The 13,988-nt window shown below is 72.1% G+C and carries 14 protein-coding genes and 1 pseudogene; 12 read left to right on the top strand and 3 right to left on the bottom strand.

Annotated features, from left to right (window positions below; all coding sequences use genetic code 11):
• The first annotated feature begins 13 nt into the window (after positions 1-13).
• Positions 14-502, top strand: a complete 489-nt coding sequence (locus tag KXC43_RS31310) for a PH domain-containing protein (protein ID WP_221379787.1) — start codon at positions 14-16, stop codon at positions 500-502.
• 356 nt (positions 503-858) lie between these two features.
• Here the strand turns inward: KXC43_RS31310 and KXC43_RS31305 are convergent, their stop codons facing one another.
• The gene (locus KXC43_RS31305; RefSeq protein ID WP_221379786.1) at positions 859-1,659 is read right to left on the bottom strand and encodes an HAD family hydrolase; all 801 of its coding nucleotides are present in this window, start codon (positions 1,657-1,659) and stop codon (positions 859-861) included.
• A gap of 340 nt (positions 1,660-1,999) precedes the next feature.
• A complete protein-coding gene (locus KXC43_RS31300) occupies positions 2,000-2,353 on the bottom strand; it encodes an STAS domain-containing protein (RefSeq protein ID WP_221379785.1) in 354 nt (117 codons plus the stop codon).
• Between the two features lie 218 nt (positions 2,354-2,571).
• On the opposite strand from KXC43_RS31300, the gene ssd reads away from it, so the two are divergent.
• The 7 genes and pseudogenes from ssd to KXC43_RS31265 form a co-directional block, all read left to right on the top strand.
• Positions 2,572-3,645, top strand: coding sequence for a septum site-determining protein Ssd (gene ssd / locus KXC43_RS31295; RefSeq protein WP_221379784.1), 1,074 nt, complete (start codon positions 2,572-2,574; stop codon positions 3,643-3,645).
• Positions 3,642-4,865, top strand: coding sequence for a TadA family conjugal transfer-associated ATPase (locus KXC43_RS31290; protein WP_221379783.1), 1,224 nt, complete (start codon positions 3,642-3,644; stop codon positions 4,863-4,865). The genes ssd and KXC43_RS31290 overlap by 4 nt, the downstream gene beginning before the upstream one ends.
• Positions 4,862-5,569, top strand: a complete 708-nt coding sequence (locus tag KXC43_RS31285; protein ID WP_308129338.1) for a hypothetical protein — start codon at positions 4,862-4,864, stop codon at positions 5,567-5,569. Before KXC43_RS31290 ends, KXC43_RS31285 begins: the two co-directional genes overlap by 4 nt.
• Before the next feature lie 172 nt (positions 5,570-5,741).
• Positions 5,742-6,467 (top strand): type II secretion system F family protein, encoded by a 726-nt coding sequence (locus KXC43_RS31280; protein WP_221379782.1) that lies wholly within the window; start codon positions 5,742-5,744, stop codon positions 6,465-6,467.
• A gap of 117 nt (positions 6,468-6,584) precedes the next feature.
• A complete protein-coding gene (locus KXC43_RS31275; RefSeq protein ID WP_250002493.1) occupies positions 6,585-6,713 on the top strand; it encodes a DUF4244 domain-containing protein in 129 nt (42 codons plus the stop codon).
• The gene (locus KXC43_RS31270) at positions 6,710-7,069 is read left to right on the top strand and encodes a TadE family type IV pilus minor pilin (RefSeq protein WP_221379780.1); all 360 of its coding nucleotides are present in this window, start codon (positions 6,710-6,712) and stop codon (positions 7,067-7,069) included. The genes KXC43_RS31275 and KXC43_RS31270 overlap by 4 nt, the downstream gene beginning before the upstream one ends.
• Positions 7,066-7,419 (top strand): annotated as a pseudogene (locus KXC43_RS31265) (Rv3654c family TadE-like protein); the annotation flags it as partial. The gene KXC43_RS31270 and the pseudogene KXC43_RS31265, both read left to right, overlap by 4 nt.
• A gap of 62 nt (positions 7,420-7,481) precedes the next feature.
• Here KXC43_RS31265 and KXC43_RS31260 read toward each other — a convergent pair.
• Positions 7,482-9,809, bottom strand: coding sequence for a DEAD/DEAH box helicase (locus KXC43_RS31260; protein ID WP_221379779.1), 2,328 nt, complete (start codon positions 9,807-9,809; stop codon positions 7,482-7,484).
• Between the two features lie 133 nt (positions 9,810-9,942).
• Here KXC43_RS31260 and KXC43_RS31255 point away from each other — a divergent pair, with 133 nt between their 5' ends.
• The 4 genes from KXC43_RS31255 to KXC43_RS31240 all read left to right on the top strand — a co-directional run bounded on the left by KXC43_RS31255 (position 9,943) and on the right by KXC43_RS31240 (position 13,987).
• Complete coding sequence (locus KXC43_RS31255) at positions 9,943-10,299, top strand: STAS domain-containing protein (RefSeq protein ID WP_221379778.1); 357 nt, start codon at positions 9,943-9,945, stop codon at positions 10,297-10,299.
• A complete protein-coding gene (locus KXC43_RS31250; RefSeq protein ID WP_221379777.1) occupies positions 10,296-10,736 on the top strand; it encodes an ATP-binding protein in 441 nt (146 codons plus the stop codon). Before KXC43_RS31255 ends, KXC43_RS31250 begins: the two co-directional genes overlap by 4 nt.
• A 272-nt stretch (positions 10,737-11,008) precedes the next feature.
• Complete coding sequence (locus KXC43_RS31245) at positions 11,009-13,342, top strand: sodium-translocating pyrophosphatase (protein WP_221379776.1); 2,334 nt, start codon at positions 11,009-11,011, stop codon at positions 13,340-13,342.
• Positions 13,343-13,456: 114 nt separating this feature from the next.
• Complete coding sequence (locus tag KXC43_RS31240; protein ID WP_221379775.1) at positions 13,457-13,987, top strand: hypothetical protein; 531 nt, start codon at positions 13,457-13,459, stop codon at positions 13,985-13,987.
• Position 13,988 lies beyond the last annotated feature (1 nt).

Below are 13,988 nucleotides of genomic sequence, written 5' to 3'. Positions count from 1 at the left end.
TACACTTCCACACGTGGAGTCCTGGACGCGCCCGTACACGCCCGGCACCGGACGCTGGCTGATCATCGGCTGGGAAGCCTTCGCGCTGGCCCTGCTGGGCTGGACGTCGATCGAGACGTTCGAGCTGAACAGCCACGGCCTGCGCCTGCTGGCGTGCACGCTGGCCGCGGTGTGGGTGATCGGCACCCATCGCATCCTGCAGATGGGCGCCTACGTCGGCGCCGGCGGCGTGCGCATCCACGGCCTGCTGCGCTCGCGCACCATGGCCTGGGCCGAGATCGCCCATGTGCACCTGCACGAGGCGAGCCATCGGATCGGTCCGTTCCGGATCCCGAGCGGCCTGACCGTGCTCATCGAACGGCGCGACGGCTCGACCGTGAACACGGAACTGTGGGCGCAGGGGGTCGACTTCCACTCGCGGCCGAATCTGTTCCGGGCCGTGTACCACGAGCTGCGCACCCGCCACCTGGCCGCGGGCCGCACGGCCCAGGGTCAAATTTAGAGCCGGCGTCCCGCGATGGGGCGCCGGCTGCTGCGCGTCCGAACCGGGTTATCAAGCGTGCACCTGGGTCGTTGTCGACAGTCCACAGCCTCACGGCTCCTCAAATGGAGCCTGGGGGGCCGCGGTCCCGCCGCAACGTGCCTGCCGTGGCTGATCGCGCGTGGGTTCCCGGTGGCCGTGCACGAAAATCGATGCCGAATCGGCAGGCAATCCCGCCCTTTCCGCTTCGATCCTCGCCAGTTCTTTCTACGCCCGTCTCGGCATGATCGCCAGAGCTTCGGCCCGGCAAATCTCACTTTCCGCATTAGTCAGACCAAAGCCATTCGCGCTGCTCATTGCCCCTGGGCAGGACCTGCTCAGGCAGGTGTGCGGGTGCGGCGATGACGGGCGTAGATGGCGAAACCAATCACCGCGCCGACGCCCACGCTCAGGGCGGCCGCGGCCACCGGTACGGCCGGCCGGTCGCGCAGACGGCGGCTCAGCGGGATCGGGTGCCGGAACTCGAGAACCGGCCACTTGTTCTCGATCGCGGCGCGGCGCAGCGCCCGGTCGGGGTTGACCGCGCTGGGATGGCCCACCGCCTCGAGCAGCGGGAGGTCGCTGCTGGAGTCGGAGTAGGCGTAGCAGTCGGCCAGCTCGTAGCCGCGCTCGGCGGCCAGCTCGCGCACGCCGATCACCTTGCTGGGGCCGGCCGCGTAGAACTCGACCTCGCCGCTGTAGCGGCCGTCGACGATGCTCATGCGCGTGGCGATGATGTCGGTGATGCCGAGCAGCGCCCCGATCGGGCGGACCATCTCGTCGCCCGAGGCCGAGACCAGCACGACGTCGCGTCCCGCCGCCTGGTGCTCGGCGATCAGGGTGGCCGCCTCGGCGTACACGTAGGGGTTGATCAGTTCCTCGAGAGTCTCGGCCACGATCTGCTGCACCTGCTCGACCCGCCAGCCCTTGCAGAGGGCCGCCAGGTAGTCGCGAGTGCGCGCCATGGCCTGCTCGTCGGATCCGCCGCCGAGCCGGAACATCAGCTGTGCGTAAGCGGATTTGACCATGTCACGACGGCTGATCAGGCCGTCACGGTAGAACGGCCGTCCGAAAGCCAACGCGCTGGACTTGGCGATGACGGTCTTGTCGAGGTCGAAAAACGCGGCGCTCGGGCCCACGCGCCGCAGTGTAGTCGCAAGTGGTTCATCACGGTCGTCCCCGGCGCGTCGATCGGGACCGGCCGTGACTCGCAGTGAAATCGGTCAGACGGGCAGCAGTATCGCAGCGAGCGACAATCAGTACTCGACTGTGCTGCTTCCGTGAGGCATGCTTGTGCTGTTGCGACCGGGATTCATGTTGTGACCCGTCGCCAACCACTACTTGAAGCACTCAGTGGAACCCTCGGTGATTGCGCCCCCCGCGATCACCGAGTCGATTCGGCTCGACCCCCCCGGAGCCGAATCCTCGGACGGCCCCCGTCTCCCCCGACGGGGGTCGTTCCCTTTCCGGTCCCGGTGATCAGGTGCCGGTGGCCCGCGTCGGCTCGGCCTCGACCACGTCGCCCAGCCCGAAGAAGTCGCAGAGGCCGGTCACGTCGAGTACACGGCGGAACGCCGGAGTCGGGTTGACGACGAGGAACCGAGCCTCGATCCCGATCGCCGCGCGATAGCCCTCGATCAGCGCGCCCAGACCGGTGGAGTCGATGAAGCGCGCGCCGCGCAGGTCGACCCGCACCATCGGCGGGGACCACTCGGTCACGGCAGCACGGACACAGTCGGCCAGTTCATCCGCATTCGAGAAATCGATCTCGCCCTCGACGGCCACCACGGCAACGCCGTCGGCGTCGAGCGAGCGGGTGATCGAACTGTCCATGCCAACCCCATCGGTTCGTGTCGCCCATCAACATACCCAACGGCCGCTGCTTCCACTCTTCTCGATGGCCGTCCCGATAGCAGATCCACTCCACGAGCAGGCGATATCCACAGGTGGGCGGCTTGTCCACAGTCGGCGTCATCAGGCCTGGCCCCCGGATGCCCCGGCCGTGAAGGTGGGCGCCTCACCCGCTGCCACCCGAGCGCTGGAGACCATTGATGCCCGCTGCCCGCCTTCCCCTCGTCGTCACCGCCGACCCCGACCTGCTCGACGACCTACTGCGGCTGGCCGCAGCAGGCGGCACCAAGGTCGACGTTGCGCCTGATCCGGCCGCCGCGCGTCCGCGCTACGGCGCCGCCTCCCTCGTCCTGATCGGCGCCGACCAGCTGGAAGCCTGCCTGCGGGCTCGGTTGCCACGCCGCTCCCGGGTGGCGGTGGTGGGTCACGGCGAGGTCGCCGAACCGCTGTGGCGGGCCGCCAACGCGTACGGCGTCGAGCACATCGCCGAGCTGCCCACCGCCGAATCCTGGGTGGTGGAACGCTTCGCCGAACAACTGGATCAGCCGGTGGGCCGAGTGCTGGCGGTCATCGGCGGCCGGGGCGGCGCCGGCGCCAGCACCCTGGCCGCAGGCCTCGCCGTGACCGCGGCCCGAGGCCACCGCCGCACCCTGTTGATCGACGCCGACCCGATCGGCGGCGGTCTCGACATGATGTTCGGCTGGGAGCGCCGGGACGGTCTGCGCTGGTCGGCGCTGGCCGAGGCGGGCGGCCGGGTCGACCCGCCCAGCCTGCTCGGGGCGCTGCCCCGCGACGGTGATCTGGTGTTGCTCTCGTTCGACCGGGACGCCTCGCCGGATCTGCCCGCCGAGGCGATGGCCGCCACCATCGACGCCGGCCGCCGGGCCCGTGAGGTGATCGTCGTCGACCTGCCCCGCCGGCTCGACGACGCCGGGGTGCTCGCGCTCGAGTGCGCCGACCATGCGGTGCTGATCGTCCCGGCTGAGGTCCGCGCCTCAGCCGCCGCAGCCAGAGTCGCCGGAATGGTGCAGGCCCACCGCGATGAGCTCTCCCTGGTGGTCCGCGGCCCGGCGCCGGGCCGATTGCGGGCGCGCGACATTGCTTCCGCGCTCGGGTTGCCGCTGATCGGCACGCTGCGGCCCGAACCGGCGATCGCCCAGCGGATCGAACACGGCTTGCCGCCCACGGTCGACGGCAAGGGCCCACTGGCGCGGCTGTGCCGGCGAGTGCTGAGCGATCTGATGCGTGACGCGGCCTTGGTGGCGGCGGCATGACGGCGTACGCGGGGCTCGGCAGCCGCCAGTCCGCCACCGCGCCGTCGGTCGCGGACCGGGTGCGCCACCGTTTCGCGGTCGACGGCGTGGAGGCCACCCCGGCGGCGGTGGTGCAGGCTGTCCGCAGTGAGCCCGGCGCTGCGGTGCTCGGTGACACGGCAGTGCTGCGGCTGGCCGACCGGGTGCGCGACCAGCTCGTCGGGGCCGGGCCGCTGGCGCCGCTGCTCGCCGACCCGGACGTGACCGACGTGCTCGTCAACGGCCGGGCGGTCTGGGTCGACCGGGGCGCGGGACTGCAACGGGCGCCGATCGTGCTCGGCGACCACGAAGAGGTGCGGCGCCTGGCCCAGCGGCTCGCGGCTGCGTGCGGGCGCCGGCTCGACGACGGTCAGCCGTACGCGGATGCCCGGCTGCCCGACGGCACCCGCCTGCACGCCGTTCTGCCCCCGGTGGCGGCCGAGGGACCGTACCTGTCGCTGCGCACCTTCCGCCACCGGCCGTTCCGCCTCGAAGACCTGGTCGAACACGGCACGGTCCCGCCCACGATCGCTCCGGTGCTGGCCGCGATCGTCGCCGCCCGGCTGGCCTACCTGGTCACCGGCGGCACCGGCAGCGGCAAGACGACGCTGCTGGCCACGCTGCTGGGCATGGTGCCGCCGACCGAGCGGATCGTGCTGGTCGAGGACGCGGCCGAGCTGCGGCCGCTGCACCCGCACGTCGTCGCCCTGCAGGCCCGCACCGCGAACGTCGAGGGGGCGGGCGCGATCGGGCTGACCGACCTGGTGCGGCAGGCGCTGCGGATGCGGCCCGACCGGCTGATCGTGGGGGAGTGCCGGGGCGCCGAGATCGTCGACCTGCTCGGCGCGCTCAACACCGGCCACGACGGGGGTGCGGGCACGCTGCACGCGAACGCTCCGGCCGACGTCCCGGCCCGGCTCGAGGCGCTCGGGTTGCTCGGCGGGCTGCCCCGGGCTGCGCTGCACGCCCAGGTGGTGGCGGCGTTGCAGGTGGTGCTTCAGGTCCGGCGCACCGACCGGGGGCGCGTCCTGGAATCCGTCAGCGTGCTGCTGCCGGCCGGCGAGGATCGGCTGGCGACTGTGGTGCCGGCCTGGCGGCGCGGGCACGGGGCTGGTCCGGGCGCGACGGCGCTGGCCCGGATGCTGGCGGTTCGCGGGGTGACCGCCCCGGCCGTCCTGCGGCCGCCGGTGGTGACGCCGTGATCTGGGGGCCGTTGTTGCTCGTCGCGGGCGCACTGGTGGTCGTGCTGCCGCTGAGCCGGTTCCGGGCGGTGCCGCGGGTGTCGGTGGCGGCGTTCGGGCGGCGGGTCGTCGCGTTCGCCGCAGGGGCTCCGAGGCAGGCGCTGGCCGGTGGCGTCGCCGTGGCCGCGGTGCTGGGTCTGTTGCTGGGCGGGCCGGTGGCCGCGGTGATCGCCGGTGCGTACGCGGGGCTCGGTGGGCGGGCCCTGGTGCGGCGGGCCAACCGCCGGCGGGCGGCGATCGCGCGGTCGGCCGCTCTGGATGCGCTGGCCGCCCTGGCTGCGGATCTGCGGGCGGGTCTGCCGCCGACCGAGGCCCGGAGCGACTCGGGCGACCGGCTGCGGCGGCTCACGAAGTCGGTGTGGCGCCTCGCCGAGCGGACCGGGGCGCCGGCCGCCGATCTGGTCGAGCGGATCGAGGCCGACGCTCGGGCGGCCGACCGGGCCGCCGCGTCGGCCGCGGCCCAGGCCGCCGGTGCTCAGGCGACCTCGATGCTGTTGGCGGCGTTGCCGCTCGCGGGTCTCGGTCTGGGCGTGGCGATGGGCGCCGATCCCTTCCACGTGCTGCTGCGCACGCCGCCGGGCGCGACATGTGGGGTGGCCGCGGTCGTGCTCCAGACGGCTGGGCTGCTCTGGTCCGAGCGTCTGGTCGGTGGGGTGACCCGATGAGCGCGGCCTGTGCGCTGGCGGAGTTTCTGCGGGCCGGCCGGCCGGGTCAGGTGCCGTTGCGGGCCTGCTGTGTGGCTGCGCTTCTGGCTGGCGGGCGTGGTGGGGGTTGCGGCTGTCCGCCGCTGCCGGCAGACGACGAGCGCGTGCCCGTCGCCGAGCAGGCGGGCGCGTCATGACGGCCCTGCTGCTTGCGGTGGCGGGGCTGGCTCTGGTGGTGGCGCCGGTGGCCGGCGGGCGGGCGGTGCGCCGGCGGCTGGTTCGGGTCCGGGCCGTCCTGTCCGCGCCGGGCACGGCTGAACCGGATGCTCGCCGGACCCGCATCCTGCTGGCCGTGGTGGGCGGGCTGGCGGTGGCCGGGTTCTTCGGCACCTGGTGGGGCTGTCTGGCCGGGGTGATCGCCGGGGTCGGGGCGGAACGCTTCCTGCGGCGGCGTGAGCCTGCCCGCGTACGGCAGGAACGCCGGGCCGCCGCGGCCGACCTGCCACTCGGCGCCGACCTGCTGGCAGCGGCGCTGCGGGCCGGCGCTCCGGTCGACGGGGCGGCTGCGGCAGTGGCCGACGCGCTCGACGGGCCGCTGGCGACCAGGCTCAGCCGAACCGCGCGGTCGCTCACTCTCGGGGCCGCACCGGCCGAGGCCTGGGCGCATCTGGCCGAGATACCCGGCGCCGACCGGCTGATCGCGGCGGCCGTGCGCACCAGCGCGAGCGGCGGCGCGCTGGCCGGCGCCCTCGGTCGGCTCGCGGACGACCTGCGTGCCGACCGGACGGTCGCGGTCGAGGCGGCGGCGCAGCGGGCCGGCGTGCTCATCGTGCTGCCGCTCGGGCTGTGCTTCCTGCCCGCCTTCCTGCTGGCCGGGCTCGTCCCGGTGCTGATCGCGGTCCTCGGGGACGTCCTCTGACCCGTGGGCCACCAGGACCGGCCGCGGGCCGGTCGACATCCCCAACCGAAGGAGAACCACGTGCGCAAACTGATCGCGAACCTCGCCCGGCTGCGGGCCGAGGCGGCCGACGCCGGCATGAACACGGCCGAGTACGCCGTCGGCACCCTGGCCGCTGTCGCGTTCGCCGGAGTGCTCTACAAGGTCGTCACCAGCACCGGTGTCGCGGGTGCGCTCGACGCGGTCATCGACCGGGCGCTGAAGTGACCGGGCGCCGGTGGCCCGGCCGCGACCGGGGAGCGTTCACGGCCGAGCTCGCGGCCGGGCTGCCGGCGCTGATGCTGCTGCTGATGGCCGGCCTGACGGCGGTCTCCGCGGTGGCCGCCAAGGGCCAATGCCTGGACGCCGCCCGTGAGGCCGCCTTGGCCGAGGCCCGCGGCGGTTCGGGCGCCGCGGAGGGCGCGCGGGTCGCTCCACCTGGCGCCGAGGTCGGCATCGGGGGCGACGCCGACATCGTGACGGCCCGGGTGCGGGCCCGGCTGCGGGTGCTGGGCGCCAACCTGCCGGCGATAACCGTCGAGGGCACGGCAACGGCAGCGCGGGAACCCGAGGCGATTCCGTGAGGCCGTCGGCTGTTGGCCCGGCAGCGCGGGATCGGGGTGCGGCGACGATCCTCGTGCTGGCCTTCGGGCTGTTCCTCGCCGTGGCCGGGGTGGCGGCGGCCGGCGTCGGGACGGCGCGCGTCGGCCGGCACCAGGCTCGCGCGGCCGCCGACCTGGGAGCGTTGGCGGGCGCGGCGAAGGCCGTCTACGGACCGGAAGTTGCCTGCGCGCGGGCCGGGCAGTTCGTCGCAGCCAACCACGGCCGCATGGCGTCGTGCGTCGTCGACGGCCTTGAGATCGTGGTGCGGGCCGAGGTCGCCGTGCCCGGCCTCGGCCGCCACGCTGTGGCCACGGCCCGCGCCGGCCCGGTCTCGGCGCTCCCACCGGCCGCGGCGCGGGGCAGTTCTACGAGCGGGCCGACCGGATTCTCGGCTCAGCCGGCGGTGGCGGCGCCGAGGGCGGCCAGCACGGTGTCGAGGACCCGGACGGCGCCCGGCTTGTGCAGCGGGTTGTTTCCGTTGCCGCACTTCGGGGACTGGACGCACGACGGGCAGCCGGACTCGCAGCCGCAGGCGGCTATCGCTTCCCGGGTGGCGGCCAGCCAGGCGGCAGCGGTGGCGTAGGCGCGTTCGGCGAAGCCCGCGCCGCCGGGGTGGCCGTCGTAGACGAAGACAGTGGGCGCCTCGGTGTCGACGTGGTTCGCCGTGGAGAGGCCGCCGATGTCCCAGCGGTCGCACGTCGCCATCAGCGGGAGCAGGCCGATCGCGGCGTGCTCGGCGGCGTGCAGGGCCCCGGGAACGTCGGGCGGTTCCACGCCGGCCGCTTCCAGGGCGCGCGGCGAGACCGTGAACCAGACGGCGACCGTGCGCAGCTCACGCACGGGCAGGTCGAGCGGCTTGGTGTCGATCACCTCGCCGGAGCCCAGGCGGCGGCGCTGGTACGAGACAACCTGACCGGTCACCTCGACGTCGCCCAGGTAGAGACCGACCGGACCGGCGTCCACGTGGGACCGGACGCCCAGCACCGACACGTCGGTGACGTCGCGGGCGTGCGTCGACCAGTCCGGATCGGCGCGGCGCACCAGCGCGACCGCGTCCTCCAGGTCGAGCTCGTCCACCAGGTGGGTCACTCCCTGGTGCAGGTAGACCGCGCCGGTGTGCAGCATGAAGTGCGACGATGACTGGTCGACCGTGCCGAGCAGCCGGCCGGTGGCCGACTCGACCACCGAGACCGGCGCGCCCCCGGCCCCGCGCAGGTCGACGTCGGGGCGGCCGGGATGCGTCCAGTACCAGCCCGACGGCCTCTTCCGTAGCGCGCCCGAGGCCGTCAGTCCGTCGACCGCGGCCCGGGCCGCCTCCCCGCCGAAGAGCTCCAGGTCGTCGGCTCGCAGTGGCGCCTCGGAGGCCGCGCAGCACAGTTGCGGACCGAGCACGTACGGGTTGGCCGGGTCGAGCACCGTCACCTCGACCGGCCGCCCGAACAGGGCCGACGGGTGGTGCACCAGGTAGGTGTCGAGCGGGTCGTCGCGGGCGATCAGCACCGCCAGCGCCTCTCCGCCGGCCCGGCCCGCGCGCCCGGCCTGCTGCCACAGCGACGCCCGCGTGCCGGGGTAGCCGCAGATCAGCACCGCGTCCAGCCCGACCAGGTCGACGCCGAGTTCGAGCGCGTTGGTCGAGGCGAGCCCGAGTAGATCGCCCGAGAGCAGCGCGCGTTCGATCTGACGGCGGTCTTCCTTGAGGTAGCCGGCGCGGTAGGCGGCGACCCGGTCGCCGAGGCCGGGCACTGCCTCGTCGAGCGAGCGCCTGGTCATCGTGGCGACCACCTCGGCCCCGCGCCGCGAGCGGATGAAGGCCAGCGTGCGGGTGCCGGCCACCACCGCGTCGGCCAGGAGGTCGGCCGTCTCACTGAGCGCGGAACGGCGTACCTCGGGAAGGTTTTCATCGGGAGGATCGGCTGGGAGCAGGGGCGGCTCCCAGAGAGCGAACGTCGTCGCCCCGCGCGGGGACGCGTCGGCCGTTACGGCGGTCACCGGCAAACCGGTGAGACGAGAGGCTGCGTCGGCCGGGTCACCCGAGGTGGCCGAGGCCAGCACGAACGTGGGGGAACCCCCGTAACGGGTGGCCAGCCGCCGCAGCCGGCGCAGCACGTGGGCGACGTGTGAGCCGAAGACCCCGCGGTAGGCGTGACACTCGTCGATCACCACGTACGAGAGGCGGCGCAGGAAGCTGCCCCAGCGGGCGTGACCGGGCAGCAGGGCGTGGTGGAGCATGTCGGGGTTGGTGAGCACCAGCCGCGAATGCTGCCGGATCCACTCCCGTTCCTCGCGCGAGGTGTCACCGTCGTATGTGGCCGGGCGCACCCCGTCGAGACCCAGTTTCGCCACCGCGCGCAACTGGTCGGCCGCGAGCGCCTTGGTCGGCGAGAGGTAGAGCGCCGTCGCCCGTTCGTCGCCGAGCAGCCGCGAAAGCACCGGCAGCTGATAGGCGAGCGACTTGCCGGACGCCGTGCCGGTCGCCACCACGACGTGGATTCCCTCAGCCGCCAGCGACGCCGCGGTGGCCTGGTGTTCCCACGGGCGGGCGATTCCGTGCGCGTTCAGAGCGGCCACCACCTCGGGTGACGCCCACGACGGCCAGGGCGCCGGCCGGCCCTCGCGAGCCGGAACGTGCTCGACATGGGTGATCGGGGATTCCGACGTCCGCGCCTGGAACCGGTGGAGCAACTCGGCGGGGCTGTAGGCGGTCGACGTCACGTCCAGCACTGTGACACCGGAATGACGCGAACCTCAAACGGGTACGACGGTGGAGCCGGACGGCAGCCCGATAGCGGGCGATGGTTAGATTCGCTGGGGAGATCGACCGTCGGATCAACAGGCCCCGCAGGGAGGAGGAGCGATGGAGCTGTCCCTTGCGACCCGGACGGTCGAGGAGCACACAGTGCTCGAGGTCGGTGGCGAAGTCGACGTCTACACGGCTCCGAGGTTGCGTGAGCGCCTCGTCGAGCTGGTCGATTCCGGGGTGCGCGACGTCGTCGTCGACCTCGGTGGTGTCGAGTTTCTCGACTCCACGGGCCTGGGTGTGCTGGTTGGCGCGATGAAGCGGCTGCGGGTGGCGAACGGGAGTTTCAGCCTCGTCTGCTCCAAGGAAGCCCTCCTCAAGATTTTCCGGATCACGGCGCTCGACCAGGTGTTCCCGATCTTTCCCACGATCGAGGCGGCGACCCGAGGCAGCGACGACAGCGCGATTTCGTGATGGCGACGGTTCGGCTGTCCTTCTCACCCGCCCCCGTGCACGTGCGTACGGCGCGGCTGGTCGGCGTGGCCGTGGCCCGGCGGGCCGGCGTCGCCGAGGAATTGCTGGACGAGGTCCGGCTGGCGATCGGTGAGGCCTGCACCCGGGCGGTCGCCCTGCACAACCAGTACGGCCTGGCCGACCTGGTGACCGTCGAAATGTCTGATTCGGAGGCTTACTCGGTTCGGGTCATCGACCACGCCCCGATCGAGGCGAGCGTCGGCCTGACCAAGTTGCCGCCGGACGAATTGGCCGACGAGTCGCTGACCGACGAGGCGCTCACCACCGGCGTCGGCTTCGCGCTGCTCGCCGGTTTCGTCGATGACCTGCAGGTACGCCCGGTCGAGGACGGTCCGGGCACCGAGGTCCGGATGGTGTGGCCCGTTCAGCGTCGCTGAGTCGGCTCCAACAAATTGGACAAATCCGCGACGATATCAACCTGCGTCCATACCCACTCCACCGCCTGCTAACACAGCGGCAAACATCACCACGACACGGCTGAACTCAGGTGTGACCATCACCACCATCGGCCGATACAGTACGCGAGTTATCAGCTACTGCTCCTGGTCCCGCGGCCGCGGGACCCAGTTGTCGTCTCCCCTTGGACGGGGATGCGCCCGCCGGTGCCGTCCGCCGGAAGCGGGCGCGGTCGGTGTACAGGAGGACATTGATGTCCGGGACCTCATTAAGTGGTTCTAACGTCACGTTTGTCATCGTCGCCATGGTCTTCGCGCTCATCGCGCTGGGCTTCGCGGCGATGTTCGTCCAGTCGGTTCTCAAAGCCGGCCGGGGCACCAAAAACATGCAGGAGATCGCCGGAGCCGTCCAAGAAGGCGCGTCGGCATACCTGTTCCGCCAGTTCAAGACCCTCTCCATCTTCGTGGTGATCGCGGTCGTCCTGCTCTTCCTTCTGCCGGTGCACGACACCGACAACGAGGTCTGGGTCAAGATCGGACGCTCGCTGTTCTTCGTCGTGGGCGCGGTGTTCAGTTCGTTCATCGGCGGTGCGGGCATGGCGCTCGCCACCCGGGCCAATCTCAGGGTGGCCGCGGCGGCGAGTGAGAACGGCGGTCGTGAGACCGCGATGGGCATCGCCTTCCGCACCGGTGGTGTGGTCGGTTTCCTCACGGTCGGTCTGGGTCTGTTCGGCGGCGCGCTCGTCGTGCTGATCTTCCGGAGCGACGCCCCGACCGTGCTCGAGGGCTTCGGCTTCGGCGCTGCGCTGCTCGCCATGTTCATGCGGGTCGGCGGCGGCATCTTCACCAAGGCCGCGGACGTCGGCGCCGACCTGGTCGGCAAGGTCGAGCAGGGCATCCCCGAGGATGACCCGCGCAACGCCGCCACCATCGCCGACAACGTGGGCGACAACGTCGGTGACTGCGCCGGCATGGCGGCCGACCTGTTCGAGTCGTACGCGGTGACCCTGGTGGCGGCCCTGATCCTGGGTCAGGTCGCGTTCGGCCAGGACGGCCTGGTCTTCCCGCTGATCGTGTCGACGGTCGGCGTCGTGATCGCCATTCTCGGTGTGTTCATCACCCGGCTGCGGCCGAGCGACCGCAACGGTCTGACCGCGATCAACCGGGCGTTCTACATCTCCGCAGTAATCTCCGCAGTCATCGTCGCCGTGGTCAGCTTCGTCTACCTGCCGTCCACGTTCGCCGGGTTCAACGACGAAGGCATCGCCCCGGACGTCCTGGCCAGCGGGCGTGACCCACGCTGGATCGCGATCGGCGCGGTCGTCATCGGCATCGTGCTGGCCGCTGCCATCCAGGCACTGACCGGCTACTTCACCGAGACGAACCGTCGTCCGGTGCAGGACATCGGCAAGTCGTCGCAGACCGGCGCGGCCACCGTCGTGCTGGCCGGCATCAGCGTCGGCCTCGAGTCCGCGGTCTACTCGGCGCTGTTGCTCGGCGCGGGCGTGTTCGGCGCGTTCCTGCTGGGTGGCTCGTCGCTGACCCTGTCGCTGTTCGCGGTCGCGCTCGCCGGCACCGGCCTGCTGACCACGGTCGGCGTCATCGTGGCCATGGACACCTTCGGCCCGATCTCGGACAACGCGCAGGGCATCGCCGAGATGTCCGGTGACGTCGACGAGAAGGGCGCGCAGATCCTCACCGAGCTCGACGCGGTCGGCAACACCACCAAGGCGATCACCAAGGGCATCGCGATCGCGACGGCCGTGCTGGCCGCGACCGCGCTGTTCGGCTCGTACACCAACAGCCTGGCCACCTCGCTGGCCGACGCCGGCATCACGCCGGACGCGGTCGGCGCCGAGATCCTCGGTCTGCTGAACATCTCGAACCCGCGCAACCTGGTCGGTCTGCTGATCGGCTCGGCCGTGGTGTTCCTCTTCTCCGGCCTGGCCATCAACGCCGTGTCCCGCTCGGCGGGCGCGGTCGTCATGGAGGTCCGCCGCCAGTTCCGCGAGTTCCCCGGCATCATGGACCGCACCCAGCGGCCCGAGTACGGCCGGGTGGTCGACATCTGCACCCGGGACGCGCAGCGCGAGCTGCTCACCCCCGGTCTGCTGGCGATCCTGGCCCCGATCGCGGTCGGCTTCGGCCTCGGCGCCGGCGCGCTGGCGTCCTACCTGGCCGGTGCGATCGGCACCGGCACGCTGATGGCGGTCTTCCTGTCCAACTCCGGTGGAGCCTGGGACAACGCCAAGAAGCTGGTCGAGGACGGCAACTACGGCGGCAAGGGCTCCGACGCGCACGAGGCCACGATCATCGGTGACACCGTCGGTGACCCGTTCAAGGACACCGCCGGCCCGGCCATCAACCCGCTGCTCAAGGTGATGAACCTGGTCTCGCTGCTGATCGCCCCGGCCGTGGTGGCCTGGAGCATCGGCAACGACCAGAACGACCCGCTGCGGATCGCGATCGCGGTCGTGGCGGCGGCGATCATCGCCGGCGCCGTCGTGTGGAGCAAGCGCAAGCCGATCTCCATGGGCGACGACACCACGTCGAGCAACTCGACGCCGACCACGAAGATCACCGCCTGACAACACGCAGTTCCCCGCGGGGCACCCGGCGATCGCCGGGTGCCCCGCGCCATTGAGGAGCGGGTGCCCGCACCATAGATGAGGTTGTCGGACCTTGCCCGTACGCTGCTTCCCATGCGCCCGGCCCGACCCCTCGCACTACTGGCCCTTCTAGCGCTCGCGGCATCGCTCGCCGGTTGTGGCGGCAGTCCCGGCGCCCGAGCCTGGGCCGCCTCGGTCTGCACCACCCTCGAGCCGTGGCGCACCGAGATCGGCTCCCTCACCTCGCGCACCCAGCAGCAGATGGACACCGCGACCACCCCCGGCCAGGCCAAGGAAAACCTGATGCGGCTCTTCGGTGGCGCGGCCGACGCGAGCGAGCGCGCCCGGGCCGGGGTGGCCAAGGCCGGCGTGCCCGACGTCGACGACGGCGCCCGCATCGCCGAAGGCTTCACCGGATCGCTGGCGGCCACGCGCGACGCCTACGCCCGCGCCCAGAGTGGCATCAAGGGGCTGGCGACCGCTCCCGCCGAGACCTTCTATCAGCAGGTCAGCAAGGTGGTCGAGCAGATGCAGACCGATTATCAGGCGAGCAGTCTGGACACCAGCAACCTCAACTCGGTCGAGCTCAAGGACGCCTTCGACGAAGTGCCCGAGTGCCGGTGAG

The sequence above is a fragment of the Paractinoplanes polyasparticus genome, from assembly GCF_019710575.1.
GTDB classification, from domain to species: domain Bacteria; phylum Actinomycetota; class Actinomycetes; order Mycobacteriales; family Micromonosporaceae; genus Actinoplanes; species Actinoplanes polyasparticus.
This window is presented reverse-complemented; position numbering and strand designations above follow the sequence as displayed.